The following is a 24,320-nucleotide window of genomic DNA, read 5'->3' on the forward strand; positions in this document are numbered from 1 at the left end:
CCAGTCCCCAGTCCCCAGTCCCCAGTCCCCAGTCCCCAGTCCCCTATGATGGCGATCGCAAATGACATAATTGCGAGAAACTAAAAACAGCTATCGAAAAAGAAAAAAACGGAGAACACAATGGCCTGGACAAAAATTCTCGAAGTTAACGCCCTATCCCCTGGGGCGCGAGAAGTGGTAAAAGTAGGAAACAGAAATATTTTAGTGTTAAACCACGAAAATCAGCTTTATGCCGTGGAAAATAGCTGTCCTCACCTCAAATTACCTATGAAATCCGGTAAAATTCAAGACGGAGCTATTGTTTGTTCTTTCCATCGTAGTGCCTTTGACCTAAATACTGGAGAAGTAAAAACTTGGTGTCCTTGGCCACCCGGAGTTGGTAAATTACTATCAATGGTATCCGCAGCCAAAACCCTGCCAGTATTTCCTCTCCGTGTGGAAGATGGCAATATTTTGATTGACTTACCAGAATAAAATCGTAGGGGCGAAGCATTCGGGCAACAAATTATCAATTTTATGAATAGTCTATTTTCCTGTAAGGGCGAAGCATTCGGGCAACTAATTATCAATTTTTATCACAGGTTATTTTCCGAATGCTTCGCCCCTACTTCGCCCGTACAGGAGTCAGGAGTCAGAATTAATTTTTCTCCCCACCTCCCCACCTCCTGACCTCCCCAGTTGTAGGGGCGAAGCTTATGGGCGATAATTTGACGGAAAAATCAGACATCTAGATATCCCATAAGCTTCGACCAGCCCCCATAAATAAGTTCCATAATTTCTTTTCTGGACAAGTCTAATATGAATTACTACGTGATTTATGATGGCAATTGCAATCTCTGTGTTACTTTAGTGCAATTATTAGAAAATCTAGACCAAGGAAAGCTGTTTCGCTACATCCCCATGCAAGATGAAAAGGTATTATCCCAATGGGGAATTACTGCCCAAGATTGTGAACAGGGTATGATTTTAATAGATGCTCAAAGTCCATCAAAACGTTGGCAAGGTAGCAATGCAGCGGAAGAAATTGGGCGACTATTACCGCTAGGTAGTGTATTTGTGGAAGCTTATCGCGCCTTACCGGGTATGAAATGGGCAGGAGATAGATTTTATGCACAAATCAGAGATAATCGCTATACCGTGTTTGGTAAACGTGCGAATACTTATCAATCAGCATATTGCATAGATGATGATTGCAGAATAGGTAATGGGTAATTAGACCTAGCAGTGAAAATTATCGTAGGGACAATTCATGAATTGTCCCTACATTAAACAACTGCCTCCTGGGGCAACCACGGGGGGTTTGCCCCTACCCCTTAGCCCTGAGATTTTGATAACTGGCAACTTAAATTATTATAAGATGGACAGATTGTTACCAAAATGGGGCTATTATGGCTCGCTATACCTGTTCTTTTCTTGTTTCTGTTGCCAGCGACTATCTACAACCATTGCTGATAGAGCTACTACAGTATTGTGATTTGGAAATTCAATACTACACACCAGATTACATTATGGCTCGTGAAATTCCCGGAAATGTATCATTTTCCAGGTTAGTGACAGTGGAAGTATTGATTGATAAATCCACTGCTACGGACGAGGAAACCCGCATGAATATTGTGATCAAAAATGAGGAACTACCACTTAAATTGGACAATCATTGCCGACAAGTCTTTGATTTTGTCCGACAGCAGATTGAACATAGTCGCAATTGGCACTTAATAGAAAGTATATCTGGTTAACCGTCTCCCGACTGTAAAAACAAGCAATAGCGAAATTTTTATTAAAAGTCGGGAGATATTTATATTGTAAATATGCCATAATTTTATAATTTTATGAATTAATTAGGCTTTGCTGAAAAAGTTATCTGTGAAAGCTAGGTGACAGGTGACAGGTGACAGGTCAGCAAACCCTAATTACAGCAGTTTCCGTTATTATGAGGTACAGATATTAATGATAAACTCCTTAATCTTCACGAAAGGACTTTTTCAGCAAGCCCTAAATAGGGGTTGCTGAGAAAGTCTTTCCGTGAGGGCATAGGAGTCAGGAGTCAGGAGTCAGGAGTCAGGAGGAGATTGGAAAATTTCTTTGCCATCTCTTGAAATCCCAAAAAATGCACACTTTTTCCGGTATACCCTTCAAAACCCTTGCACTAATTTCTGTGTTTATCAGCCTCTAACCTTTGATATATCAAGGTTTTAGGTTTATTCAGCAAACCCTAAATAGACATCTCCGGTCATATATATAGAGACGTTGCTTGCAACGTCTCTACAAGGGTGATGCACAACTTATATTGAGGAGTTCTAGGAGTCAAGAGTTCAATGAGTCAGGAGATCATTATTGCCAGCTTTCTATGACAATCTTTTAGATTTTGATTGTGTAGATACTGGGTTTCATTTCTGACTAATTGCTTCTTTGATTTAAAGAGTCTCTAAGGGTTTCGAGAGCATTACGAATTTCTCTGAAATTTGGATCTTGTGATAATGCTTGGAGATTATTTGGAGCAGTAGCCAGGACAAGATTATTGTAGGCTGTAATAGCTGTCTCTAAATTATTGATATCTACACTGATGACCGCACCACTTGAATCTCGAACAATGAGATTATTCACGGCAGAGATTAATGCAGAGGCCAATGGTGCAGAAACTCCGGAAACATTAACAGTAGGTAGATTATCAGTAGTGACACCCGAGAATAAGCTAACAATAGCTTGAGACTCAGGTGTGGTGCTTGTAGAGATTACTGCAGCGGCAGCAGCAATCAAGTTTGTCTGAATTTGGGGGTTATCAATAGTAATAATGACATCACCACCATCAGCAGAACTAACAGAAATACCTGTTATTGTTGGTGTTCCTCCTTGCAAAAGTTGACCAACTGCCAAAGTATCCCCAGCCAAACTGGATGAGTCTTGGGTAGTTCCTGGGACTGTTTGTTGACCTGCATTGGCTCTGGGGGGAGAAGCAGCCAAAGAACCTAATAATATAGAGATTAAACCCAAGGTGAGGGTCAATTTTTGTTTAATCATGGTTTTGCCCTTTTTAGGTGAAATTGCCGTGGTGGAAAAAACAAATTTTAGAACTGAAGACTATAACCTGCACTTAAAGTAAATCCAGAACTATTAAGGTTGTCAGTGACATCGGTAAAGATAGCATTGATCACCATAGGACTTTGTTTGAAGGGAACAAAAGAAGCACCTAAGTTAAGACCACTTCCAGTCCAACTACTAACGAGGGATGCTTGTGGTGTGACTCTATAACCTATGCTGGCAAATAAGTTAGGATCATTCTCACCGGCATTTCTAGCACCTTTGGATCTGAAGCTGCCACTACCAACACCCAAAGAAACAGAGAGTTCGTCAAATCTCTGGCTAACTACACCATAAATAGTCTCTTGGGGAATATCTGCTTCTCCCCATTTAATGGCATTTGACCAACCAACGGCTACAGCTGTATCCCTGGACAGGATTCTGTGTAGTTTTAAGCCTACGGTGCCACTATCAGCAAAGTCTCCAAAGAAGTTATTTTGACCACCGAGACTGATAATATTGAAGGCGACTTCTAGACCTGCTGATTTGACTGCGTTTCCTAAACCAAAACCGACAGACATAGAACCATCTACTTTGCCATCAAAAGGAAAGAATAGTCCACCACCAATAAAAGCTTGTCCCCAACCTGCACCATAGGCAGTGGGTGTACCTGCACTGGAGCCAGGAGCAGCTTTGAGGGGAGGTTGAATTTGGATAATGGGATCAATCAGTAGTTCCTGGCGTAGTCTATTTGCTTCTGAAAAAGTATCACCTACAGTTGTACCAGCAGAAGGATCTACTTGAGCGATGGTTTGAGGTGGTTTGGGCTGAAAAGAAGACTTTTTAACAGAAGAGTTTTGATTTGCTGGTTGAAAGGTATCACCGAGGCTGGTAGAGAAATCTAGCTGTGAGATAGTTTCAGGTGCTGGGGAAAACTTCAGCGGTTGATTGTTTTCAATAACTGTATCTTGAGATTTTGTATCTTGAGATTTTGTATCTTGAGATTCTTGGCTGAAATTTTGGCTGGATACTGTTTCTAGCTGGGTTTCTAGTTCGTTGCTGACAGTAGCAGGAACTGAGTTATCAACCGCAGACGCGGGTTTTATGCCGGCAGATGTAGATAGTAAAAGACATCCTAATAAATTGATGCTTAAAAACTGCATCCAGTTGGCTGAGATGATGTTGGCGAATTTGCGTGTAGTCAAAGTTGTACTCCTCACACTTTTATACATTTGTTTCGTGTCACTGTTATAGCATTTTTTTGCTAAAAACCAAACTTTTACCAGTACTGATATTTTTAAATTTACTCAGGCTGAGTGAGGATCAATATTTTTAACAAGTTAATTACTATTTTGTTTATATAGGACTCCTATTTGATTATTGAAAAAAACTCCGTACACCAAAATTCTCTAAAAGCCTTTTGCCTGGTTGGTGAGCGAAGTCGAACTATTGCCTCTTGCCTGCCTACACAGATAAATTCAGAAATCAAACCGGATGACTATAGTGCTATTTTGGTAAGATAATAGTCAGGATTTACGAGATATCTTTTTTATCAAAGATTTATTGGGATAAAATACATATTTTTTGCTTGTAAATCTGCTATTTTGTTATATTTACTTTGTTTATCAGTTTTTTTTAGGTTTTCTGTCAACTGCCTGAAGATTAAAAACTCTTAACTTTTGAACAGAAAAATGTAATTAAAAGTTACAATATTAACAAGGATTAATAAGAATTAATACGTTGTTAGGAAATTTGTTAATTTATCATTAGATAAGCTGTTACACAGCTAAATTGTCAGGACTTACGCAAAAGGAAACGAAAGTAGGGGTAATTCATGAATTACCCCTACGCAAGAATAAGGTTTTTAGTCACATCTTGCGTAAGTCCTAATTGTATAATTCTAATATTCTGAACTCTTGTTTAACAGGCAAGATGCCTGTTCCACTTATACAAATTAAATGCACAACAGCTTATCTCACATATCTCCGAAAATTAAATAAGCATAACCTGAAACCTTTGGTAGGGACAATTCATGAATTGTCCCTACATTCATTACCACCAGATGCCTATTAGACATCTCCAGAAAAGAAATTATGGAACTTATTTATGGGGGCAGGTCTAAGCTTATGGGATATCTAGATGTCTGATTTTTCCGTTAAATTATCGCCCATAAGCTTCGCCCCTACAACTTATGACAACTTATGACAACTTATGACAAATTAATACATTCTATTTTGGAGAGGTCTATTAAGTTAAATGATTTTCTAGCAAAGATGCGATCGCCTCTGGATGAATTTTATTATATTGTTTTTTACCCAACATTAAAACACAATTAGGGGCGCTACTACAACGTTTTTGACAGTCGGTGTGTTCAATTTTGACTTTATGCAGTAAACCGCGATCGCACAAAGTTTTTTCTAATTCTGACAATAAACCTTTACCACCTCGTTTCACACAGCCTGATTTTTGACAAACCATAATTTTAGCTGTATTTTCTGGTAGTTGGTAATGAATAGGACAAAAACCAACTTGTTGAACTCGATAAGCAATAAGTTTAAGTTTACTGGTGCGTGGATTTAATTTACTAATAGCATGAATGATAACTTGTTCACCAGATACTAAATTAGCAACCAAGGAACAAAGTAAATCTTGGGGAATTTTAATTTTTAAAGTTCCCCCAGGAATAGCTAAACGCAAATGTTTATATTTTTCGGGTTTGTTACCAACAAAACCTAAAAACTGTCCTTCCAGATTCACTTCAGATAATGTGAGATATTTTTCACCCATATTGATAACCCTCACGAGAGAAAATGAGAGAAAATAATATTAGCTATCAACATTCAGCGAAGAACAGCAATGGGGAAAATTCAGAAGTATGAATTTTTAGAAAATTACATATTCTTCTTCATTAATTCTGATTCTTTTTATTTCAGCTTTTAAGTATTAGCTGATAACTGAATGCTGATAGCTAAATTCTGAGATAAAATCCTGAGATAAAATCCTGAGATAAAATCCTGAGATAATCTTAGGACAGACGTTTAGCTTCTAAAGTTTGAGGTAAACTTTCTTGAGTAGGAATTTCACTAAATTCTAATTCCCAACCATTAGCTAAAGTGAGAACTTTACCTGCATCACTGTCTGTTTGTTTCACAACTTCTTCTTCTAAGTCTTTCTTAGCGACATAGACAACCAAAGTTCCAGCATCATTCGTCCGTAGCATGACTTTCATTTGATGTTTCCTCAGCAGATTCTAGTTCTCTTTTGCGACAACCGATGATGTACCCTGTATCTAAAAAATGTACGGCATAAATATAGTAAGCTTGTAAAAAAGTTCCTATACTTGCCACATAACCAACGTCTCCAATTTTGGCTAAAACTTCCCCAATTTCTCGCCCTGGAAAAGTACCATCATTTTTGATGAGTTTCTTAACTCGGACTTTTTCACCAATTTCAAACACTGGTGGATCATTTAGTTCTATCTCATCTCGCTGCATGAAAATACCTCTGTTCTTGTACTAAATTCAACAATTCTTCTGGAGAAAGATTGCGTTTTTTGATGGTTGATTCATGGCGAACTGCATTTAAAACAGCTTGGGTTTCTTCGTCATTCAAAAATATCCCATGCTGTGCTAATAAGTTAGATAATAAATGCCTTCCAGAATGTTTACCGATGACTAAACGACGTTCCCAACCTACTGCTTCTGGTGCAAATGGTTCATAGGTTTCTGGGTTTTTGATGACACCATCAGCATGAATTCCTGATTCATGAGCAAAGGTATTTTCACCGACAATTGCTTTCCAAGGTGGCACGTTTGCACCGGCAGCATTAGCAACTAATTGAGATAGTTTTAAGAAATTTTTTGTATCAATTCCTAAGTCAACATTGTAGATATGTTTTAAAGCCATAACAACTTCTTCTAAAGCTGCATTTCCTGCTCTTTCTCCTAAACCATTCACGGTGGTATTGACAGAAAGTGCGCCGGCTCTAATTCCCGCAATAGCATTAGCAGTTGCTAAACCAAAATCATTATGGGTGTGAATTTCTACGGGAATTGATAAAGTAGATACTAATCGTTTAACTTTGAGGTGAGTTTTAAAAGGTTCAAGGATTCCCACTGTATCACAAAAACGAAATCTAGATGCACCCCATTCTTGAGCATATAAAGCTACATCTTGGAGAAAATTTTCATCTGCTCTAGAAGAATCTTCTCCCCCTACTGCTACCCATAAATCATGATCTAGAGCAAAGTTAATACAGTCTTTTAGTCTTTGTAAACTAACTCGCCATTGACCATGAAATTTGGCGGCAATTTGAATACCAGAAACGGGAATAGCAATATGTATTCTTTTGATTCCACAGGCAATAGAGGCTTTTATATCTGAGATAACTGCACGATTCCAAGCTAGTAATTTAGTATCTAAATTTAACTCAGAAATTGCTTTGATAGCAAGAATTTCTTCCTCTCCCATTGCGGGTATACCTACTTCTAATTCTGGTACACCAATGGCATCGAGAAATTTGGCGATCGCTACTTTTTCTTCTAAGTTAAAAGCAACTCCTGCCGCTTGTTCCCCGTCACGTAACGTAGTATCATTAATACTAATTTGACTCATCTCAAACATTCCTCTAGCCAAGTTTTTACTGTAAACGTTCAGCTATTAGTGGTCAGATTTTTGACGTTTACGCCACAAAACAGTATTTGATCATCTAAGTATTGATCAAATATTCTGACTCCTGAATCCTGAATTCTTAGTTTTTACTAATGTCCTTTAATGCTACAATGGCCATTCCACATAGATATAAAGTAAATATTAATTTTTGTAGATAACTGCTAAAAATAACAGGAGTTATTCCAAACAGTTGATAATATTTAATTATTGCTCAATAACTCACACCACATCTGTATGTTAGGAAACTAAATTTCGGTATCATTTAGGAAGATTTATTTTGCTCATGTTTGGGATGTTCTACAAATAGCCAGTAGCTAATATAGCTATTAGTAAGTCCTGTCAGTAACAAAATACTCAGTCCAGCAATTAAACTCGTAATCATAATATTTACCTCATAATTAAGAAGTCAGGAGTCAGGAGTCAGGAGTCAGGAGTCAGAATATATATTTCTGGAAGATCCTGATATTGTTTAATTGTCAATTGTCAATTGTCAATTTTCAATTGATTAACCTTGTTCGACTAACCAATCAAAAATCTTTTCTAACTGTTGTAAATCTATCAAACCATATTGCCAAAGCAGCATGGGAATGGGACCTTGATCAAATTCACGATGTCGCAAAGCAACAGCAATATCAGCTTTTGAAAGTGACAGTTCGCTATGTAGAAATTGCAATAATTTCTTATCGCTGTTACCGTTTACCATAAGTTGACGTTCAAAATATCAAAATAGACACAGATTTACCTGCTAATTTCACTCCATTACAGAAGAAAATATGTCAGAGAAATTGGAGATTTAGCAGATCGGAAAAAATAAGTGAAACCTAAGCTTAGGTTAATTGTCTTGATTATGCAAGCGAAATTGTGAGTGAACAATAACTTTGACTATGACAGAAGATAAATTAAATTTGCATCTTGAATTTACTTCTGATATTGTGGTGATTAAACCTGAGATAAGTCGTGAATTGTATCACTCACATCGGTTTTGAGAATTAGCCATTATAACCGCAGTACCAACAACTTTCTAACCATTCCACTAATTCTTCACGAGAAGCTAAAAATTGCATGATGGTATTTTGCACAATCACTGCTTCTTTGAAGCTATTAATTTGCACTCTTAAAGAACCATCTGGTTCACAAGCACAGGCAATCATTAACTCTTGCAAGTGGTGAAAAATTTCTGAGCGATCGCTCAAAGGAACTTCCAAAAATTGTTCACCTAAAGCCAAAAAGTTACCATTCAAGGACATAAATTACTGCTCGTTGATAGGCAAAGTTTACAGTTTACTTATATAGCAGGAGTCAGGAGTCAGGAGGAAAACCCTTTTTTCGAGAAAACTCCATCATCAATTTGTGAACTACCGATATTTCCATTGCTATACATCATCTTGTTGATGATTTTTGAGAGTTTTTACTTGTTGTTCAAGTTGTTCAATGCGGGAAAGTAAAGAGCGAATTATACCTGCTTCCACATCAGGTAATTTTCCATGTTCTAAGGGAGAAATGCGTTTTTTCTGTTTTTGGGAAATAATGCGCCCAGGAATACCAACGACGGTAGAATCAGGAGGAACATCACGTAAAACGATAGAACCTGCACCGATCCGCACGCGATCGCTAATTTGAATATTTCCCAAAACTTTCGCACCTGCACCCACAACCACGTTATTACCTAAAGTGGGATGACGTTTACCGCTTTCTTTCCCAGTTCCACCGAGAGTTACACCTTGATAAATGAGTGTATAATCGCCGACAATGGCAGTTTCACCAATTACCACACCCATACCATGATCGATAAATACACCTTTACCAATTTTTGCCCCTGGATGAATTTCAATACCTGTAAAAAATCGTCCCCAATGAGAAATTAAACGGGGAATAAAACCCACTTTACGAATGTGTAACCAATGAGCGAGACGATGTAAACAAAGAGCATGAAAACCAGGATAACAAAAGATCACCTCTAACCAATTTCGTGCGGCTGGATCACGCTCAAAAATGATGCGAAAATCACTCATTAATGGCTCTAAAAAATCGCCAGAGAGTAGATTTTTCCGCGAGTCTGTATTTGCAGTTTGGGTTTTGAGACTGTCTAGAGACTGTTGCATCGGTACTGTCTGGTTAAAAGAGCCATGTTGTGTTTTTCTGCTTATACCAGGTGACTTGAAAGCAGAGAAAATCCCAGCTACCGATTAGATTTATTGAATTTATTAAGATTGTACTCAATAGGTTTAAACCCCTATTTAACAGATATTTAACACAAATTTACATTCTTTCTTGGGGTAGGGGTACTAGATTTTTATTACAGGGGTACGGGTATTTATGGGATAGGGTTTGAGGTTTTTTGTACTCAATTAAATCTATTTGCCTGTGAGAGTTACAGCGATTTAGGCAAGATATTTTGAGATATATTAAGTTGTACTCAGTTGATGTGAAAAGTTGTGTTAATGACAGGAAATTAAGGTTTTATGTATTTGCTGTTACTATTATTAGTGTAGAGTTTTGGTAGTCAAAAGACCGATTTCTTTATTTTGTTTTAGGATTTTATTTTCTGTAGAGGGGAATACAAAATAGCAATAGGTAGGAAGAAAAATTTAGCGATTATAGAATTTTACCTAGCTTGGGTTTTTATATTGTGTTATAATCGAGACTTACGAATTCGCCTAATTTTTATGTAAATAGTAGTTATTAGCCCTATGACATTAGCAGCACCGCAAACCAAACAATATATTGAACAGAGAAATGAATGACATTACCAAAAATGTGAACAATAAATAACAGCAACTATGAAATTTTCAACCCTCACCAATTCATTAGACAATTTTCTTCAACAACCCAATATTGAAGCCTCTCCTGCTTGGGAGTTTATCCAGGGAAAAGCCCAGCAAAAACCCATGCCAACGCTGTTTCATTCTCGCCTCCAACGCAACCTTGTTAACGCCATCAACAGCCAAACTACAGCTTACGAAGCTATTCAAGAATTGCGGTGTATTGTTCCTCCCATGTCTTTTGTACCTGATATTGCGGTTGTGAAAAGTGAACGTTTTACAGATGAAGATGGACCCCTACAAGCTTCACCAGACTGGTTAATTGAAATTCGTTCTCCTGATCAAAGTACATTAGATATACAACAGAAAATCCTGCATTGCTTGAGTAATGAAACAGAACTTGCTTGGTTAATTGACATTCAAAGAAAGCAAATTTGGGTATGGGAAAATCAAGAATTACCGCTTATTTATGCCGATCATGATATAATCCCTAGCCTAGATAACATTTTAGAATTAACTGTTGCAAATGTGATGGCAATGACTCAGCAAAGATGATATAATGTTATGTTAGAATAATGAATATGTTTATTAGGAAGTTGTTATGACTCAAGTAAATGCCTCTCAAGTTCGAGAACATTTGACTGATTTCCTAGATAGTCTGACTCAGGGGGAAAAATCAATTGTTATTGAACAAGCAGGAAAAGCAATAGCGACTCTCATTAGTTATGAAGAATGGAAACGCTTAAAACAAATAGAAAGTTATTTAATTTCCCAGGACGATGAAGAATCTTTTAGTCCTGAAGAAGTCATCACAGCATATAATCTTTAGCTAAATCTGCATCAATGCTTTCATTGTCAATATTTGTACTATTATGAACATTAAGTGTGCCAAAATGACGCTCAAATTTTGCCCGTGCTAATTCTTTTTGTGCATCTGTAGGTACTACCAAAACTCGACTAAAATGTTGTTCTAGCAATGTTGTTGCTAAACTTTCTGGAGAAATACCAATATTATTAGCTTGTTGCTGAATAGCGATCGCTATTTGATCACTCAGTTCCAGAGTTAGAATTTGGCTCATAATAGGATACTCAAGAATTGGTGTAATTATAACATTGATTGCGTACAGATGAAAGATACCAAGGAAAAATCACCGTAAAAATTAAAAGCTTGATTATTCCGAGTCTACCTGCTTTACAACCTCTAAAGGTAAATCTAGCACTTCTGCAATTTGTTCATCATTTAAACCAAAATACCTTAACTTGTCAATTTTTTCTGACTGAGTTTTATTATTTTTACGCTGTTTTAATTTAGGATAAATAGAATTATTTTTATCTGATTTATTTTTAGGATTTGTAGAACTAATATTTATACAGCCAATTAAACTATGATTAATTTTACTCTTTTCACCGAAAGAAATATTTACATTTCCCTGTCGTTCCAGAACAGATTTAAGATTTTTTTTATCCACTGGTTCATCAAAAATATCAGATAACAATTGTAAAAGTTCATAACCTACATCCTTTGCATGACCCGCGCTACAACCACAGTTTTCAGCAATATCAGCATACTTGTGATGATTGAGCGAACCTTCAATAACTGCGCGTTGTATGTCGTTCAGATGCTCACCTGTGTTGAGATAAACAGCGTCATCCACTAATTGTAGTAGTTCGTGAATCTGCATATTTAGAAATGTAACACGACATAGGTAATTTTAGCATACTTTATCCGTACTTATCAGTCTTTTTCCGTCCTTTTTTGTAAATTTTTTTGCGATCCGCTTTTTTCCGCTTTTCAGGTTTGGGTAGGTGGTGTAGGGTAGTTAAGAATAGATGCGAGTTTGACTTTGGACAACCCTATTAAAGAGAGGATATCAATATGATCAACAATTTCTTTGGACAATTAGTATTATTCTTCGTAGGTGCAGCAGCTCTTTGGTTAGCTTTATGGCTTCTTGGTTTTATTGTAGAATTACCATCAGGTTTATTTGGATTTTAAGAATTTCACAAAAAATAGTAATGATCAGAAAATTTGTCCTTTTTAGTATTGTGATTCTAGTAATATGCTCATTTGTATTATTGGATAATCTAGAATCCAGAGCAGAATCTATAATGAATAAAAATACACTGGATATTCAAAAACAATCTCACTTGAGAGTTAATGAAGGTGAAAATGATACAAATTTACGTGGCATAATAAACAACAATGATACTTCTCCCGTTTTTGGGTCTCCTTACGATATTGTAGGTATAGATGGATTTAATAAAGGTAGATTCGTGGGTTACTGGGTAGGAAGAAAAATCAGAATTTATGCGTGTAATAAATTAAATTTGGATTGTGATAACAGGAGTAAAATAGAAAATGAATAAATATAATATCATTGCTTACATTATTAATACGTTGATACTTTTTTTAATTTCCTTTGCTTCAACTATTTTTTCAAGAAAGTACAATTTTACTTCATTAATTACAGAAGCATTTAAACCGAAGACTGATTTAGAAGTTGAAGATAAAATACAACAAGAATCTTCTTCAGATGCAAAATTGAACCAAGAAAATGTTACTCAAGAAAAAGAATTAGAAATTAGTGATTCTAAAATAGAAAAAGAATCTCTACCTGAGTCAGTCTTGATGACAGAAACTCCATTACATCAGGAAAATTCAGTCAGTGATGGAGAAAATAACATTCCCTATATCAAGGAATTAATTAACGATAAAGATTTTTGGAGTGAAGTTATTCGTCTTTTTATAGTTATTTTAATTGGATTTACAATAATTAGGTATGTTCAATGAGAATAATTAATATGCAAATTCTAAACAAGCTCGAATATCAGCTTCTAGTAAATCTTCATATTCTTCTATGATTTCTGCGACTGTTGCGCCGTGTGCCAGAAGATTAAGTTAGGACTTACGCACTGTACAAATTCACCATGATGTGCATGAACGAAAATCCGTCGTTTCAGGCTTTTGTCGATTAACTTCCGATCAATAGCGATCGCTCAAAAATCATTAAAAAATCACGTTAAAAAGCCTGAAATCCGTACCTCATATTTGGTTGATCCTGTCAATGCGTAAGTCCTATAAGTATATATTCAACAGTTAATCGTGTACCTTTAATAGTAGGGTTTCTTACCATTACTTTTGGATCTATGGAAATACGGTTGAGCAGTTCTTGTTCTATCATATCTTTTCAATTTTTCAATTAATCAACAATGATCCTATGTTATCGGATTTTCTCGATGATTTAAAAAGTGCTGACTTAGTTGGTATTTCCTGAAATCCTCAAACCCTGGGATTACGTCTTGACTTTACCTTCGGTCCTGAAGCTGATGATGTCGCAATTGAACTTTACCACATTATTCACCTGGTTTTTTCCCAACCTCTAAATACACAAGATGAGGATATTTGTTTTTGGGTAGGAGAAGTCGAACTCAAAAAAATTGAAGATGATATTCAGAAATATTTATCTAAATACTATCCATTTATCAATCAAAATCAAGTAGATAACACCAATTTAAAATCACTAATTTATTTTCATTTGCAAGGCGATATTTGTTTAGAGGTTGTTTGTAAAAATTATAAAACTTTTCAACAAGTAAGAAATTAAATAATTTTCTAAATCACATTCATTTAAATTGCTGAAATGATACAAATGGACGGGTAGGGGTTTAGCAATGCTAAACCCCTACGATAAATATAATAGACATCTCCACTAAAATAGTGATATAATCGGCTTACATAATTCTCTAAATCATAGATATGTCCCTTAACATAATCAAAGAACATATAGAAATCACTCCCGGTATTTGTGGAGGAAAACCCCGGATAGCTGGACATCGGATTCGAGTTCAAGATATTGTGATTTGGCATGAACAAATGGGAATGTCACCTGATGAAATTCTCTACCACTATCCTAGTATTACTTTATCCGATGTCTATGCAGCGTTAGCATATTATCATGATCATCGAGAAGAAATTAGGCAACAAATATCAGAATCAGAAGCTTTCATCCAAGAAATCCAAGCACAAACTACTTCGATTTTGCAACAAAAACTGAAACAGCGCAATGACAGAAAAAATTAAGTTCCATTTAGATGAAAGTGTTAGTAATGCCATTGCGTTAGGTTTACGTCGTCGAGGAATTAATGTGACTACAACTTCAGAAGCAGGATTAATTGGTGTGTCAGATAGAGAACAAATTACTTTTGCTTTATCTGAAAACCGGATCTTGATAACTCATGATGATGATTTTGTCATGCTTCATCGTAGTGGAATAAATCATGCAGGAATTACATATTGTGATCAAAAACGTCGTTCAATTGGTGAAATATTAAATACTTGAATTCTGATTTGGGAAACACTTGCATCAGAAGATATGAAGAATCAACTTGAGTTTTTATGAAAATTAACTCGCTTTTGATTCCAATTCTTCAATTTCCGAGATATCTAATATATTAATAGGTGGATGGTTTGGAAATTCAACAACAAGACGCAACTCACCACCCATCTCAGTAATATACTTTCGCAAAATTGCAAGCATTAAATCAGTACGATTTTCCATTTGAGAAACAGTTACTTCTGACATTTGTTCCTGAGTGAGTTTAAGTGCTAATCTCAATTGTTGTCGTGCCATTTCTTCAGCAATTAGCAACTTAGATTCTTCTTCAATTTTTTGTCGTCTTTCTGGTGATAACTGTTCTAATTTTTCCTTTAAAGTTTTCCCCATTGTTTTATCCTTTCTTTTCTTCTGATTGTTTTTTTAGTTGAGCTAAATGTACATCAAATCTAGCATCAGCAGTTTTGATCAGTTGCTTATAAAAACGACTTTCACTTCCACCTGATTTATCACCTGCAACTAATAATATAGCATTCCGTCTGGGGTCGAATGCAAAGGCCACAACTATTCACCCAAAACTAACACTACGATAAATTTCTTTAATCGGTAATTCTACACCCACAGACTCTAAAAAAATAGATTTCTCTAAATCATTAAAATCACCCAATAACCAACCTTGATCTTGCTTACTATATTTTTCTATAAAAACTTCATCCTGTTCAACTAATAAATATTCACAAAAACTAGGAATTGAACGATACATTCTAAACTTACTTTGACGATCATAGTCTGCTGTAGAAGGAGATAATACTTCCACAATTAAAATAGGATTTAAAACCTCATCTTTGCGATTATCATTTAGTTGTGGTTCACCATCAAAAACCATAACATCAGGATATACTCCCTGGTTATGTTGAGGAATATATAGCCGTAAATCGCTGTTAATAGCTTCAAATTGAGTATCACGCAGCAGATAGGTAAGATATGTCAAAATATTTCGACCTATACGGCTATGATTTAATGATCCTCCTGGCATGGGTACAATTTCTCCATCATGATATTCATTACGTCCTTCCGCTTTTTCTTCAATAGCTCGATATTCATCTAAACTATAACGACGCTCAACGGTGGTAATCATAATTTGTTAACTCAATAATGGTACTAGATATAATTTTCTAACTTTCCTAACTTTTATGACCAGCCCAAAGAATAGCAGTATCTTGATATTCTTTAAACATTGGATCAGCCGTAATAATTGTCGTGTCCTCCATTTGTGCCTGAGCTATTAACATTCGATCAAAAGGATCTCGATGATGTAAGGGTAAAATAGCTGTTCTAAGTGCATGAGAAGCTGTAATTTCCAGATATTTCGCACCTAACCGCACCATGCGACTAGAAATGTAACCGTCTAGTGGTGCTGGTAATGGTAACTTACCAATTGCCACTTTTATCCCCATTTCCCACACACTAGCAACAGAAAGCCATAGTTCGTTGTTTTCATTAGCTATCTGTGCGATCGCCTCTTCATTTAAACGCTCTGGTTCAACAAACCACCATAACCAACATTGAGTATCCAATAAAAATTTCACTCTTCACTGCCCTCAAATGCTGCCAAAATATCATCTGGTAAGGGTGCATTAAAGTCTTCTGGTACTACAAAAAGTCCTTTATCTTGCCCTAAACTGTCACGTCTATTAGATGACACACTAAAAGGAACTAACTTAGCCACAGGAACACCCCGGTTAGAGATGATAATTTCCTCACCCAGTTCCACACGAGATAACAGACGTGAAAGATTTGTTTTAGCTTGATGGATATTTACAGTTTCCACTGGCTTTTTAGCTAAGTTTATAAACTAAGTTTAGTGCAATTTTCAAATTACTGCAAGATACACCAACCAACTTTGCTCCTTTGCCTCTTTGCGCGAAACTTGACTCAATGTGTAATTGCGATCGCAATTTTCCCCACAGTCCTTTCACCCTCACTATACCGATGAGCTTCTGTTAATTCTTGTAACGGATATGTGCGATCAATCACTGTCCGTAACTTCCCAGCCTCAATTAATTCCTTCAAATAACCCAAATCCTGACTATTCGGCTTTTCCAAAACAATTTTCGCCTTTTGACCAGGAAGAAACGCTGTTAAAACACTCTGTAAAATGACCTCCGGTATAGGCAAAGTTGATACATAAACCCCATTTGGCGTTAACACCTTTCTGCAATTAGAAAACGAACTTTTAGCAACCGCATCAAAAATAATATCGTACTGCACATTACCTTTTGTAAAGTCTTGTTGCGTATAGTCAATAACTAAATCTGCGTTCAAAGACCTCACCAAATCCAAATTTTTAGCACTGCAAACACCAGTCACCTCAGCACCCAAAGCCTTAGCAATTTGCACCGCAAACACCCCTACACCACCCGAAGCACCATTAATCAATACCTTTTGACCTGATTTGATATTTCCCAAGTCTCGCAGAGATTGGAGAGCCGTTAACGCTGCTAATGGGACGGTGGCTGCTTGTTCATAACTCATGTTGGTGGGTTTGGCAACTGCTAAATTTTCCGGGATGGCAGCGAACTCTGCATAAGCACCCCCTGGAAAGCTGGTACTGCCATAAATAGCGTCACCTCCTTTAAAGCGCGTCACCTGTGAACCAACTGCCACCACTTCTCCAGCGACATCAAAACCAAGAATCAGGGGAAATTTGTTTCCAGTCAAAATGCTTAACATCCCTTTGCGGGTTTTCCAGTCAATGGGGTTAACACTACTAGCGTGAACCTTCACCAATAGCTGATCAGGTTTGATTTTTGGTTGTTCTACCTCTTCATATTGCAAGACTTCAGGAGAACCATAACGACGTATCACCATAGCTTTCATAAAAATTCCCATCCTTATATATATATTTGTTTGCCATAATTACAGTTTAGTCATTGCCAAAAGTTCAGCAAGACTTATTTATTTTTACCATTGCCTGTCAACTGTCACCTAACTTGAGATTATTTTTCATTCCCTATTCCCTATTCCCTATTCATCAGCATTCAGCTATCAGCAAAAATCATAAAAAACACAAATATTAGTCTGTAAATTTCCCTGTTAAAAAGCTGTGAAACCTAGACAAATTATGAAAAACTTTCAAAAAGTATAATTTCAGCAACCTGTATATTGAAATCTGAAAGTTGATTACTGATTACTGATAAATGATTACTTATTTCTATTCCCTCCCTTAAACAAAATAAGATTACTTGCAAATTATCTGCATTAAGACTATAGTATTATTAAACGATGACAGCCTTTAGCTAAAATCGGGAGCATCCAATGTGTAAGTTTATTTTGATCTCACGGAAAAAATGATCTAAGGGACTGATATGATTGAACCGCAAAGGACGCAAAGGACGCAAAGGACACAAAGGTAAGAGAGTTTAAGAGATTTTTTGGTGTTGCTACGGTTATTTTTTCAAAATTGGGATGCTCTCACTAAAATCAAACGACTCGCTGAAAGCTGATGACTGATAGCTGAATACTTACCGAAAAATTAAAAAAATATAAACTGCATTTTTATCTGAAAAAAAATGCTATTCTAGATACAGAATATAATAGACATCTTTCGGACTTAGTAAAACTTTAGGCAAAGAGTTGTAAATGTAGCTAAAATCCTGAAATTCCTTATATATTAAGACTTTCAGAAGAAAGAGATCAGGATTTGAGTACATTGTAAATGTAAGCGAAAATTAACTAAGATTTTATCCCAACCCTGACAGGTATTGGGTTTTGAATGAGTACAAAGAAATCCTGAACCCCACTTCATAAATACTCGTACCCCAACTAAAAAATACTAGCACCCATACCCGAAAAAATATTATTTAATTATTGTAATCCTTGCAGAGATGAGGATTTATATTTTTGAGTACAAACATAATAAATCCAATAAATCCTATCCTAGAGATAGCAAAAAGCCTTATGAAAAGTGCTGCTATAAATCATTTATCGCCAATCACTTAACGCTCCTTAACAAATCAGCAGCGAAAAGTGAGTGGAGGGATGAGATAGCACCATGCCTGAAGTGAAAGGAAGTCGCGGCTGTACCCGTCTACCCAAAACCCAAAGTTAACACACACCAGCCAAACTTCAAGGATTGATTGCCTGATCAATTTTGGATTTTAGATTTTAGATTTTAGATTTGGGATTTTGAATTAAATGTCACCAAAATTTAGAATCTATCATAAATTACCAAAATTGATATTATTGCCAAATTAACCCTTGGGGCAAAGAGAGTATAAACGCGACTTCAGTTCATAGGCATTGGAAGGAGCAACGGCATCTCCCACAGTGGCCATCTAGTCCACCGACGTTTGCGAAATTCAATGACACTACCGGCTACAGGACTCCTCACCTCCTCCGAACAGGAACCCAATTTCAAAGCCAAATCTGGTGGTTGCGGTTGTGATAGCAACACAGCGCCAGAAATGGACGAAAAACTCAAAGCACGCATCGCCAACCATCCCTGTTACAGCGAAGAAGCGCATCACCATTATGCACGGATGCACGTTGCTGTTGCTCCTGCTTGCAATATTCAATGTAACTATTGTAACCGCAAGTATGACTGCGCTAACGAAAGCCGTCCGGGAGTAGTTAGCGAACTACTAACACCAGAAGAAGCTGCACATAAAGTATTAGTTGTAGCGAGTAAAATTCCCCAAATGACAGTTTTGGGAATTGCTGGACCTGGTGATCCTTTAGCAAACCCCGAAAAAACATTTCGTACCTTTGAGTTGATTGCAGATAAAGCACCAGATATTAAGCTTTGTTTATCAACCAACGGTTTGATGCTACCAGAATACATCGATCGCATCAAACAATTAAATATAGATCATGTTACCATCACCCTTAACACCATTGACCCAGAAATAGGCGCACAAATTTATTCTTGGGTTCACTATAAACGCAAACGTTATAGAGGTGTAGAAGGTGCGAAAATTCTGCTAGAAAAGCAGATGGAAGGATTGCAAGCTTTAAAAGAAGCTGACATTTTGTGTAAAGTTAATTCTGTGATGATTCCCGGAATTAATGATCAACACTTGGTAGAAGTTAACAAAATGATTCGTGAGAATGGTGCATTCCTGCACAATATCATGCCGCTAATTTCTGCCCCAGAACATGGTACACATTTTGGTTTAACTGGTCAACGTGGACCAACAAACAAAGAACTGAAAGAAGTACAGGATCAATGTTCTGGTAACATGAAAATGATGCGTCACTGTCGCCAGTGTCGTGCCGATGCGGTAGGATTATTAGGAGAAGACCGCAGCCAGGAATTTACTAAAGAGAAATTCTTGGAAATGTCCCCAGAATATGACTTAGAAAAACGTCAAGAAGTACAGGAAGGAATTGAGAAATTTAGAGCAGAAATTAAACTAGCGAAAGAGAAAGTTAAGGCTGAAAAACAAACAGCTACTAAGGAAAAAATTCTCGTTGCAGTTGCCACTAAAGGCGGTGGTTTAGTTAACCAACACTTCGGACACGCGAAGGAATTTCAAGTTTACGAAGTTGATGGAAATGAAGTTCGTTATGCAGGACATCGGCGAATTGATCAATATTGTCAAGGTGGATACGGTGAAGAAGCAACCGCAGACCATATAATGAAAGCAATTGCTGATTGCAAAGCGGTTTTAGTTTCCAAAATTGGCAACTGTCCTAAAGAGAAACTGCACGCAGCCGGCATACAGACTGTTGAAGCTTACGATGTAATCGAAAAAGTTGCTTTAGAGTTTTACGAGCAGTATGTAAAGGCGAAATAGTAATGAATATTTAGGAAGTCAAAAGGAGCCAGTGCGTTGGGCGGCTCTGCCGACTTGAAGCAACTGGCGTTCAAAAGTTTGAAGAATACTGTTCTTTTTACTTCTCACTTTTGCCTTCTCTATTTACCCATTACTACAGCCCAAAACCTCAAAGGAGAATAATCATGGCTTACACAATTACTAGCCAGTGTATTTCCTGTAATCTTTGTGTGTCTGTATGTCCTAATGGTGCAATTCAAGAAGTTGAAGGTAAGCACGTAATTGATTCTGAAAAGTGTACAAACTGCGCCAATACTATTTACACAGTTCCTCAATGTAAAGCAGTTTGTCCTACAGCTAGTGGTTGTGTAGAAGAATCAAAAGATTATTGGGAAATGTGGTTTGCTACTTATAACCGCGTGATTGCAAAATTAACCAATAAACAAGATTATTGGGAACGCTGGTATAACACTTATTCCCAAAAGTTAGCGGAACAATTGAAAAAACAACAAGCAGCGATTTAGGTGACAGGTGACAGGTGACAGGTGACAGGTGACAGTAAAGAAGTTTTTAGCAATTACCAATTACCAATTACCTATCACCAATTACCCAAATCCAATAAGTAATAAATCATAACTAAGTAAATAGTGAGTGAAATGTTAAAGAATTGCATCTATCTCGATAATAATGCAACCACAAAAGTAGATCCTCAAGTTGTCGAGGCGATGCTACCTTACTTGACGGACTACTATGCCAACCCTTCTAGTATGCACACTTTTGGCGGTCAATTAGCTAAAGATGTGAAAGTAGCTAGAGAAAATGTTGCAGCTTTATTGGGAGCAGAAGATTCATCGGAAATTGTCTTTACAAGTTGTGGTACTGAAGGTGATAATGCAGCTATTAGAGCAGCGTTATTAGCTCAACCAGATAAACGCCACATCATCACTTCCCAGGTAGAACATCCGGCTGTTTTAAATGTCTGCAAACAGTTAGAAACTCAAGGTTATCAAGTTACTTATTTGTCTGTTAATAATAAGGGACAAATAGACTTGAATGAGTTGGAAGCTTCCCTCACTGGCAACACTGCTTTAGTAACAGTAATGTATGCCAATAATGAAACTGGCACAATTTTTCCAATTGAAGAAATTGGTGCTAGAGTTAAAGAATATGGAGCTATTTTTCACGTTGATGCAGTACAAGCTGTAGGTAAAGTACCCTTGAATATGAAGACCAGTACAATTGATATGTTAACCATATCTGGTCATAAAATTCACGCTCCCAAGGGTATTGGTGCTTTATATGTAAAACGTGGTGTGAGATTCCGTCCTTTCTTAATCGGTGGACATCAAGAAAGAGGACGTAGAGCAGGTACAGAAAATGTTCCCGGAATTATCGCTTTAGGCAAAGCTGCGGAACTGGAACTGTTACACTTAGAAGAGGCGACAAAGAGAGAAAGAAAATTGCGCGATCGCCTCGAACAAAGTTTACTTGCTAAGATTCCTGATTGTCAAGTAAACGGTGATGTAAATAATAGATTGCCTAACACTTCTAATATCGGTTTCAAGTATATTGAAGGTGAAGCAATTCTGTTACTTTTGAATAAGCATGGTATTTGTGCTTCCTCTGGTTCTGCTTGTACTTCGGGTTCTCTTGAACCATCTCACGTTTTACGAGCAATGGGTTTACCCTACACTACTTTACATGGTTCAATTCGTTTCAGTCTTTGTCGCTACACCACTGAGGAAGAAATTGATCAAGTAATTGCAGTCATGCCAGAAATTGTTGAAAAACTACGTGCATTATCTCCCTTCAAAAATGATGATGCAAGTTGGTTACAACAACATGGGCAAACTTTAGTAAATAGGTAATGGGTAATAGGTAATGGGTAATAGCAAATATATTGTTTCAATTACCAATTACCAATTACCAATCACCAATTACCAATCATCAATCCAAAATCTAAAATCCAAAATCCAAAATTAACTATGTGGGACTACACTGATAAGGTATTAGAATTATTTTACGAACCCAAAAACCAAGGCGCAATTGAAGATAATCATGAACCTGGTGTAAAGGTTTCTGTGGGTGATGTAGGAAGTATCGCTTGTGGTGATGCTTTAAGATTACATTTGAAAATTGAAGAAGCAACCGATAAAATTCTTGATGCTCGTTTTCAAACCTTTGGTTGTACCAGTGCGATCGCTTCTTCTAGTGCTTTAACTGAAATGGTTAAAGGTCTAACTTTAGATGCAGCTTTGCAGGTAACAAATAAGGAAATCGCTGCATATTTGGGCGGTTTACCTGAAGCGAAAATGCACTGTTCTGTTATGGGTCAGGAAGCTTTAGAAGCTGCGATTTATAACTATCGTGGTATTCCTTTAGCGGCACATGATGACGATGATGAAGGTGTCCTAATCTGTAGCTGTTTTGGAATAACTGATGCTAAGATCAAGAAAGCAGTAAGACAGAATAACCTTTTCAGTGCAGAACAGGTAACAAATTATGTAAAAGCTGGTGGCGGATGCGGTTCTTGTTTAGCGAAGATTGATGATATAATAAAAGAAGTTAAGCAAGAGTATGAGAAAGAAATCGCCAGTAAAAATAGCGCAACAGCTAACAAAGAAATTTCCACAGTAGGGCAACAAAAACCATTAACTAATGTGCAAAAAATCGCCCTAATTCAAAAAGTATTAGATGAAGAAGTCCGACCTGTTTTAATCGCCGATGGGGGAGATGTTGAACTTTACGATATTGAAGGCGATAAGGTAAAAGTAATTCTGAAAGGTGCTTGTGGTTCATGTCCAAGTAGCACTGCAACTTTGAAGATTGCGATTGAATCGAGATTGCGCGATCGCGTTAACAAAAACATCATTGTTGAAGAAGTTTAGTCACAATTGACAATTGAGAATTGACAATTGACAACTAACAAAACAGTAATTCTTACAACCCAATAAACACTATGAACACAACACAAAATCTATGTTTGGTAGAGCGATCGCCTCCATAAGCTGCGACGTTCTATTACACGCTCACTGCCGTAGATACAAGGCGTGAGAAACCAACAAACAAAAGACCAGTAAACCACTAATACTAGGAACTAGGAACAATGAGCGACGAAAAAATTAGACAGATAGCATTCTACGGCAAGGGCGGTATCGGTAAATCTACCACCTCTCAAAACACCCTCGCAGCTATGGCTGAAATGGGTCAACGCATTCTCATCGTAGGTTGTGACCCTAAAGCTGACTCTACCCGTTTGATGCTTCACTCTAAGGCTCAAACCACAGTATTACACTTGGCTGCTGAAAGAGGTGCTGTAGAAGACCTCGAACTCCATGAAGTAATGTTGACCGGTTTCCGTGGTGTTAAGTGCGTTGAATCTGGTGGTCCAGAACCCGGTGTAGGTTGTGCAGGTCGTGGTATTATCACCGCTATTAACTTCTTGGAAGAAAACGGTGCTTACACAGACTTAGACTTCGTTTCCTACGACGTATTAGGTGACGTTGTATGTGGTGGTTTCGCTATGCCTATCCGTGAAGGTAAAGGGGGGTTGTTTAGGGTTTTTGTTGGTGCAATTGTTTGAGGACTTTTGTTTTTTTGTTCCCTATTTTTGCCCTGGGATTTTTTGGGGAAATGGGGTTTTTGTTTGGGTTTTATGGTTTTGTTTACCCTATTTTTTACCTTGTGTCAAGGGGGATACATGATTTTTGCTAAATTGGTTACTGGTTACTCATTGGTTATTTTACAGTGATATTTGA

29 protein-coding genes and 3 pseudogenes are annotated in these 24,320 nt (G+C 37.0%); 14 read left to right on the forward strand and 18 right to left on the reverse strand.

The features are described from left to right. Positions 1–120 precede the first annotated feature (120 nt). The 3 genes from H6F47_RS06225 (at position 121) to H6F47_RS06235 (ending at position 1,736) form a co-directional block, all read left to right on the forward strand. Positions 121–474: a Rieske (2Fe-2S) protein gene (locus H6F47_RS06225; protein WP_096572705.1), complete on the forward strand. Its 354-nt coding sequence runs from the start codon at positions 121–123 to the stop codon at positions 472–474. 324 nt (positions 475–798) lie between these two features. Further along, positions 799–1,212, forward strand: coding sequence for a DCC1-like thiol-disulfide oxidoreductase family protein (locus tag H6F47_RS06230; RefSeq protein ID WP_190648090.1), 414 nt, complete (start codon positions 799–801; stop codon positions 1,210–1,212). A gap of 176 nt (positions 1,213–1,388) precedes the next feature. Then, on the forward strand, positions 1,389–1,736 hold the full coding sequence (locus H6F47_RS06235) for a hypothetical protein (protein ID WP_096568646.1): 348 nt from the start codon (positions 1,389–1,391) through the stop codon (positions 1,734–1,736). 661 nt (positions 1,737–2,397) lie between these two features. Here the strand turns inward: H6F47_RS06235 and H6F47_RS06240 are convergent. The 9 genes from H6F47_RS06240 to cysE form a co-directional block, all read right to left on the reverse strand. After that, positions 2,398–3,018, reverse strand: coding sequence for a hypothetical protein (locus H6F47_RS06240; RefSeq protein WP_190648092.1), 621 nt, complete (start codon positions 3,016–3,018; stop codon positions 2,398–2,400). 47 nt (positions 3,019–3,065) lie between these two features. After that, on the reverse strand, positions 3,066–4,223 hold the full coding sequence (locus H6F47_RS06245; protein WP_190648094.1) for a hypothetical protein: 1,158 nt from the start codon (positions 4,221–4,223) through the stop codon (positions 3,066–3,068). Between the two features lie 1,042 nt (positions 4,224–5,265). Then, positions 5,266–5,805, reverse strand: coding sequence for a (2Fe-2S) ferredoxin domain-containing protein (locus H6F47_RS06250; protein WP_190346615.1), 540 nt, complete (start codon positions 5,803–5,805; stop codon positions 5,266–5,268). A 238-nt stretch (positions 5,806–6,043) separates the two neighbouring features. Further along, positions 6,044–6,247 carry a putative nitrogen fixation protein NifT gene (gene nifT / locus H6F47_RS06255; RefSeq protein ID WP_096568637.1) on the reverse strand — a complete coding sequence of 68 codons (204 nt, stop codon included), beginning with the start codon at positions 6,245–6,247 and terminating at the stop codon, positions 6,044–6,046. Continuing rightward, on the reverse strand, positions 6,222–6,512 hold the full coding sequence (locus H6F47_RS06260; RefSeq protein WP_137667195.1) for a nitrogen fixation protein NifZ: 291 nt from the start codon (positions 6,510–6,512) through the stop codon (positions 6,222–6,224). Before H6F47_RS06260 ends, nifT begins: the two co-directional genes overlap by 26 nt. Continuing rightward, positions 6,499–7,632 (reverse strand): homocitrate synthase, encoded by a 1,134-nt coding sequence (gene nifV / locus H6F47_RS06265; RefSeq protein WP_137667196.1) that lies wholly within the window; start codon positions 7,630–7,632, stop codon positions 6,499–6,501. The genes H6F47_RS06260 and nifV overlap by 14 nt, the downstream gene beginning before the upstream one ends. A 562-nt stretch (positions 7,633–8,194) precedes the next feature. Beyond that, positions 8,195–8,392, reverse strand: a complete 198-nt coding sequence (locus H6F47_RS06270) for a DUF2949 domain-containing protein (RefSeq protein ID WP_137667197.1) — start codon at positions 8,390–8,392, stop codon at positions 8,195–8,197. A gap of 286 nt (positions 8,393–8,678) precedes the next feature. After that, a complete protein-coding gene (locus H6F47_RS06275; RefSeq protein ID WP_137667198.1) occupies positions 8,679–8,936 on the reverse strand; it encodes an Asr1405/Asl0597 family protein in 258 nt (85 codons plus the stop codon). Positions 8,937–9,062: 126 nt separating this feature from the next. Beyond that, the gene (cysE, locus tag H6F47_RS06280) at positions 9,063–9,791 is read right to left on the reverse strand and encodes a serine O-acetyltransferase (RefSeq protein ID WP_137667199.1); all 729 of its coding nucleotides are present in this window, start codon (positions 9,789–9,791) and stop codon (positions 9,063–9,065) included. Between the two features lie 678 nt (positions 9,792–10,469). Here cysE and H6F47_RS06285 point away from each other — a divergent pair. Together H6F47_RS06285 and H6F47_RS06290 are read left to right on the forward strand one after the other, a co-directional pair. Further along, positions 10,470–11,006, forward strand: a complete 537-nt coding sequence (locus H6F47_RS06285; RefSeq protein ID WP_190346617.1) for a Uma2 family endonuclease — start codon at positions 10,470–10,472, stop codon at positions 11,004–11,006. Positions 11,007–11,052: 46 nt separating this feature from the next. Next, complete coding sequence (locus H6F47_RS06290) at positions 11,053–11,280, forward strand: type II toxin-antitoxin system Phd/YefM family antitoxin (RefSeq protein WP_137667201.1); 228 nt, start codon at positions 11,053–11,055, stop codon at positions 11,278–11,280. Here the strand turns inward: H6F47_RS06290 and H6F47_RS06295 are convergent. Together H6F47_RS06295 and H6F47_RS06300 are read right to left on the reverse strand one after the other, a co-directional pair. Then, the gene (locus H6F47_RS06295; protein WP_190346618.1) at positions 11,261–11,530 is read right to left on the reverse strand and encodes a hypothetical protein; all 270 of its coding nucleotides are present in this window, start codon (positions 11,528–11,530) and stop codon (positions 11,261–11,263) included. The two genes, H6F47_RS06290 and H6F47_RS06295, sit on opposite strands and share 20 nt — an antisense overlap. Before the next feature lie 93 nt (positions 11,531–11,623). Next, entirely contained in the window at positions 11,624–12,133 is a 510-nt protein-coding gene (locus H6F47_RS06300; RefSeq protein ID WP_190648096.1) for a hypothetical protein, read from the reverse strand. A 427-nt stretch (positions 12,134–12,560) separates the two neighbouring features. On the opposite strand from H6F47_RS06300, the gene H6F47_RS06305 reads away from it, so the two are divergent. After that, the gene (locus H6F47_RS06305) at positions 12,561–12,818 is read left to right on the forward strand and encodes a hypothetical protein (RefSeq protein WP_190346619.1); all 258 of its coding nucleotides are present in this window, start codon (positions 12,561–12,563) and stop codon (positions 12,816–12,818) included. Then, positions 12,811–13,242 (forward strand): hypothetical protein, encoded by a 432-nt coding sequence (locus tag H6F47_RS06310; protein ID WP_190648099.1) that lies wholly within the window; start codon positions 12,811–12,813, stop codon positions 13,240–13,242. The genes H6F47_RS06305 and H6F47_RS06310 overlap by 8 nt, the downstream gene beginning before the upstream one ends. A gap of 6 nt (positions 13,243–13,248) precedes the next feature. On the opposite strand, the pseudogene H6F47_RS28420 reads toward H6F47_RS06310, so the two are convergent. Then, a pseudogene (locus H6F47_RS28420) lies at positions 13,249–13,341 on the reverse strand (DUF433 domain-containing protein); the annotation flags it as partial. Positions 13,342–14,208: 867 nt separating this feature from the next. On the opposite strand from H6F47_RS28420, the gene H6F47_RS06325 reads away from it, so the two are divergent. Then, complete coding sequence (locus H6F47_RS06325; RefSeq protein WP_190648101.1) at positions 14,209–14,532, forward strand: DUF433 domain-containing protein; 324 nt, start codon at positions 14,209–14,211, stop codon at positions 14,530–14,532. Beyond that, on the forward strand, positions 14,516–14,791 hold the full coding sequence (locus H6F47_RS06330) for a DUF5615 family PIN-like protein (protein WP_190648103.1): 276 nt from the start codon (positions 14,516–14,518) through the stop codon (positions 14,789–14,791). The genes H6F47_RS06325 and H6F47_RS06330 overlap by 17 nt, the downstream gene beginning before the upstream one ends. A gap of 63 nt (positions 14,792–14,854) precedes the next feature. Here the strand turns inward: H6F47_RS06330 and H6F47_RS06335 are convergent, their stop codons facing one another. From H6F47_RS06335 to H6F47_RS06360, 6 genes and pseudogenes are all read right to left on the reverse strand, one after another. Next, complete coding sequence (locus H6F47_RS06335) at positions 14,855–15,175, reverse strand: transcriptional regulator (protein WP_137667205.1); 321 nt, start codon at positions 15,173–15,175, stop codon at positions 14,855–14,857. Between the two features lie 4 nt (positions 15,176–15,179). Continuing rightward, positions 15,180–15,347: pseudogene (locus H6F47_RS06340) on the reverse strand (type II toxin-antitoxin system RelE/ParE family toxin); the annotation flags it as partial. Between the two features lie 6 nt (positions 15,348–15,353). Continuing rightward, positions 15,354–15,923, reverse strand: a complete 570-nt coding sequence (locus H6F47_RS06345; RefSeq protein ID WP_137667207.1) for a Uma2 family endonuclease — start codon at positions 15,921–15,923, stop codon at positions 15,354–15,356. A 46-nt stretch (positions 15,924–15,969) separates the two neighbouring features. Beyond that, positions 15,970–16,374, reverse strand: coding sequence for a PIN domain-containing protein (locus H6F47_RS06350; RefSeq protein WP_190648105.1), 405 nt, complete (start codon positions 16,372–16,374; stop codon positions 15,970–15,972). Then, entirely contained in the window at positions 16,371–16,616 is a 246-nt protein-coding gene (locus tag H6F47_RS06355) for a type II toxin-antitoxin system Phd/YefM family antitoxin (RefSeq protein WP_096568597.1), read from the reverse strand. The genes H6F47_RS06350 and H6F47_RS06355 overlap by 4 nt, the downstream gene beginning before the upstream one ends. A 104-nt stretch (positions 16,617–16,720) precedes the next feature. Continuing rightward, the gene (locus H6F47_RS06360; protein WP_190648107.1) at positions 16,721–17,665 is read right to left on the reverse strand and encodes an NAD(P)-dependent alcohol dehydrogenase; all 945 of its coding nucleotides are present in this window, start codon (positions 17,663–17,665) and stop codon (positions 16,721–16,723) included. Between the two features lie 1,484 nt (positions 17,666–19,149). Here H6F47_RS06360 and nifB point away from each other — a divergent pair. The 5 genes and pseudogenes from nifB to H6F47_RS06385 form a co-directional block, all read left to right on the forward strand. Next, complete coding sequence (gene nifB, locus H6F47_RS06365; RefSeq protein WP_096568594.1) at positions 19,150–20,583, forward strand: nitrogenase cofactor biosynthesis protein NifB; 1,434 nt, start codon at positions 19,150–19,152, stop codon at positions 20,581–20,583. 164 nt (positions 20,584–20,747) lie between these two features. Further along, positions 20,748–21,086, forward strand: a complete 339-nt coding sequence (locus tag H6F47_RS06370) for a 4Fe-4S binding protein (protein ID WP_137667210.1) — start codon at positions 20,748–20,750, stop codon at positions 21,084–21,086. A 132-nt stretch (positions 21,087–21,218) separates the two neighbouring features. After that, a complete protein-coding gene (nifS, locus tag H6F47_RS06375; protein WP_190346623.1) occupies positions 21,219–22,430 on the forward strand; it encodes a cysteine desulfurase NifS in 1,212 nt (403 codons plus the stop codon). Between the two features lie 117 nt (positions 22,431–22,547). Next, on the forward strand, positions 22,548–23,450 hold the full coding sequence (nifU, locus tag H6F47_RS06380; protein WP_096572699.1) for a Fe-S cluster assembly protein NifU: 903 nt from the start codon (positions 22,548–22,550) through the stop codon (positions 23,448–23,450). A gap of 218 nt (positions 23,451–23,668) precedes the next feature. Beyond that, positions 23,669–24,106: pseudogene (locus H6F47_RS06385) on the forward strand (AAA family ATPase); the annotation flags it as partial. Between the last annotated feature and the right edge of the window lie 214 nt (positions 24,107–24,320).

It is taken from the genome of Sphaerospermopsis sp. FACHB-1094 (assembly GCF_014696195.1).
GTDB classification, from domain to species: Bacteria; Cyanobacteriota; Cyanobacteriia; order Cyanobacteriales; family Nostocaceae; genus Sphaerospermopsis; species Sphaerospermopsis kisseleviana.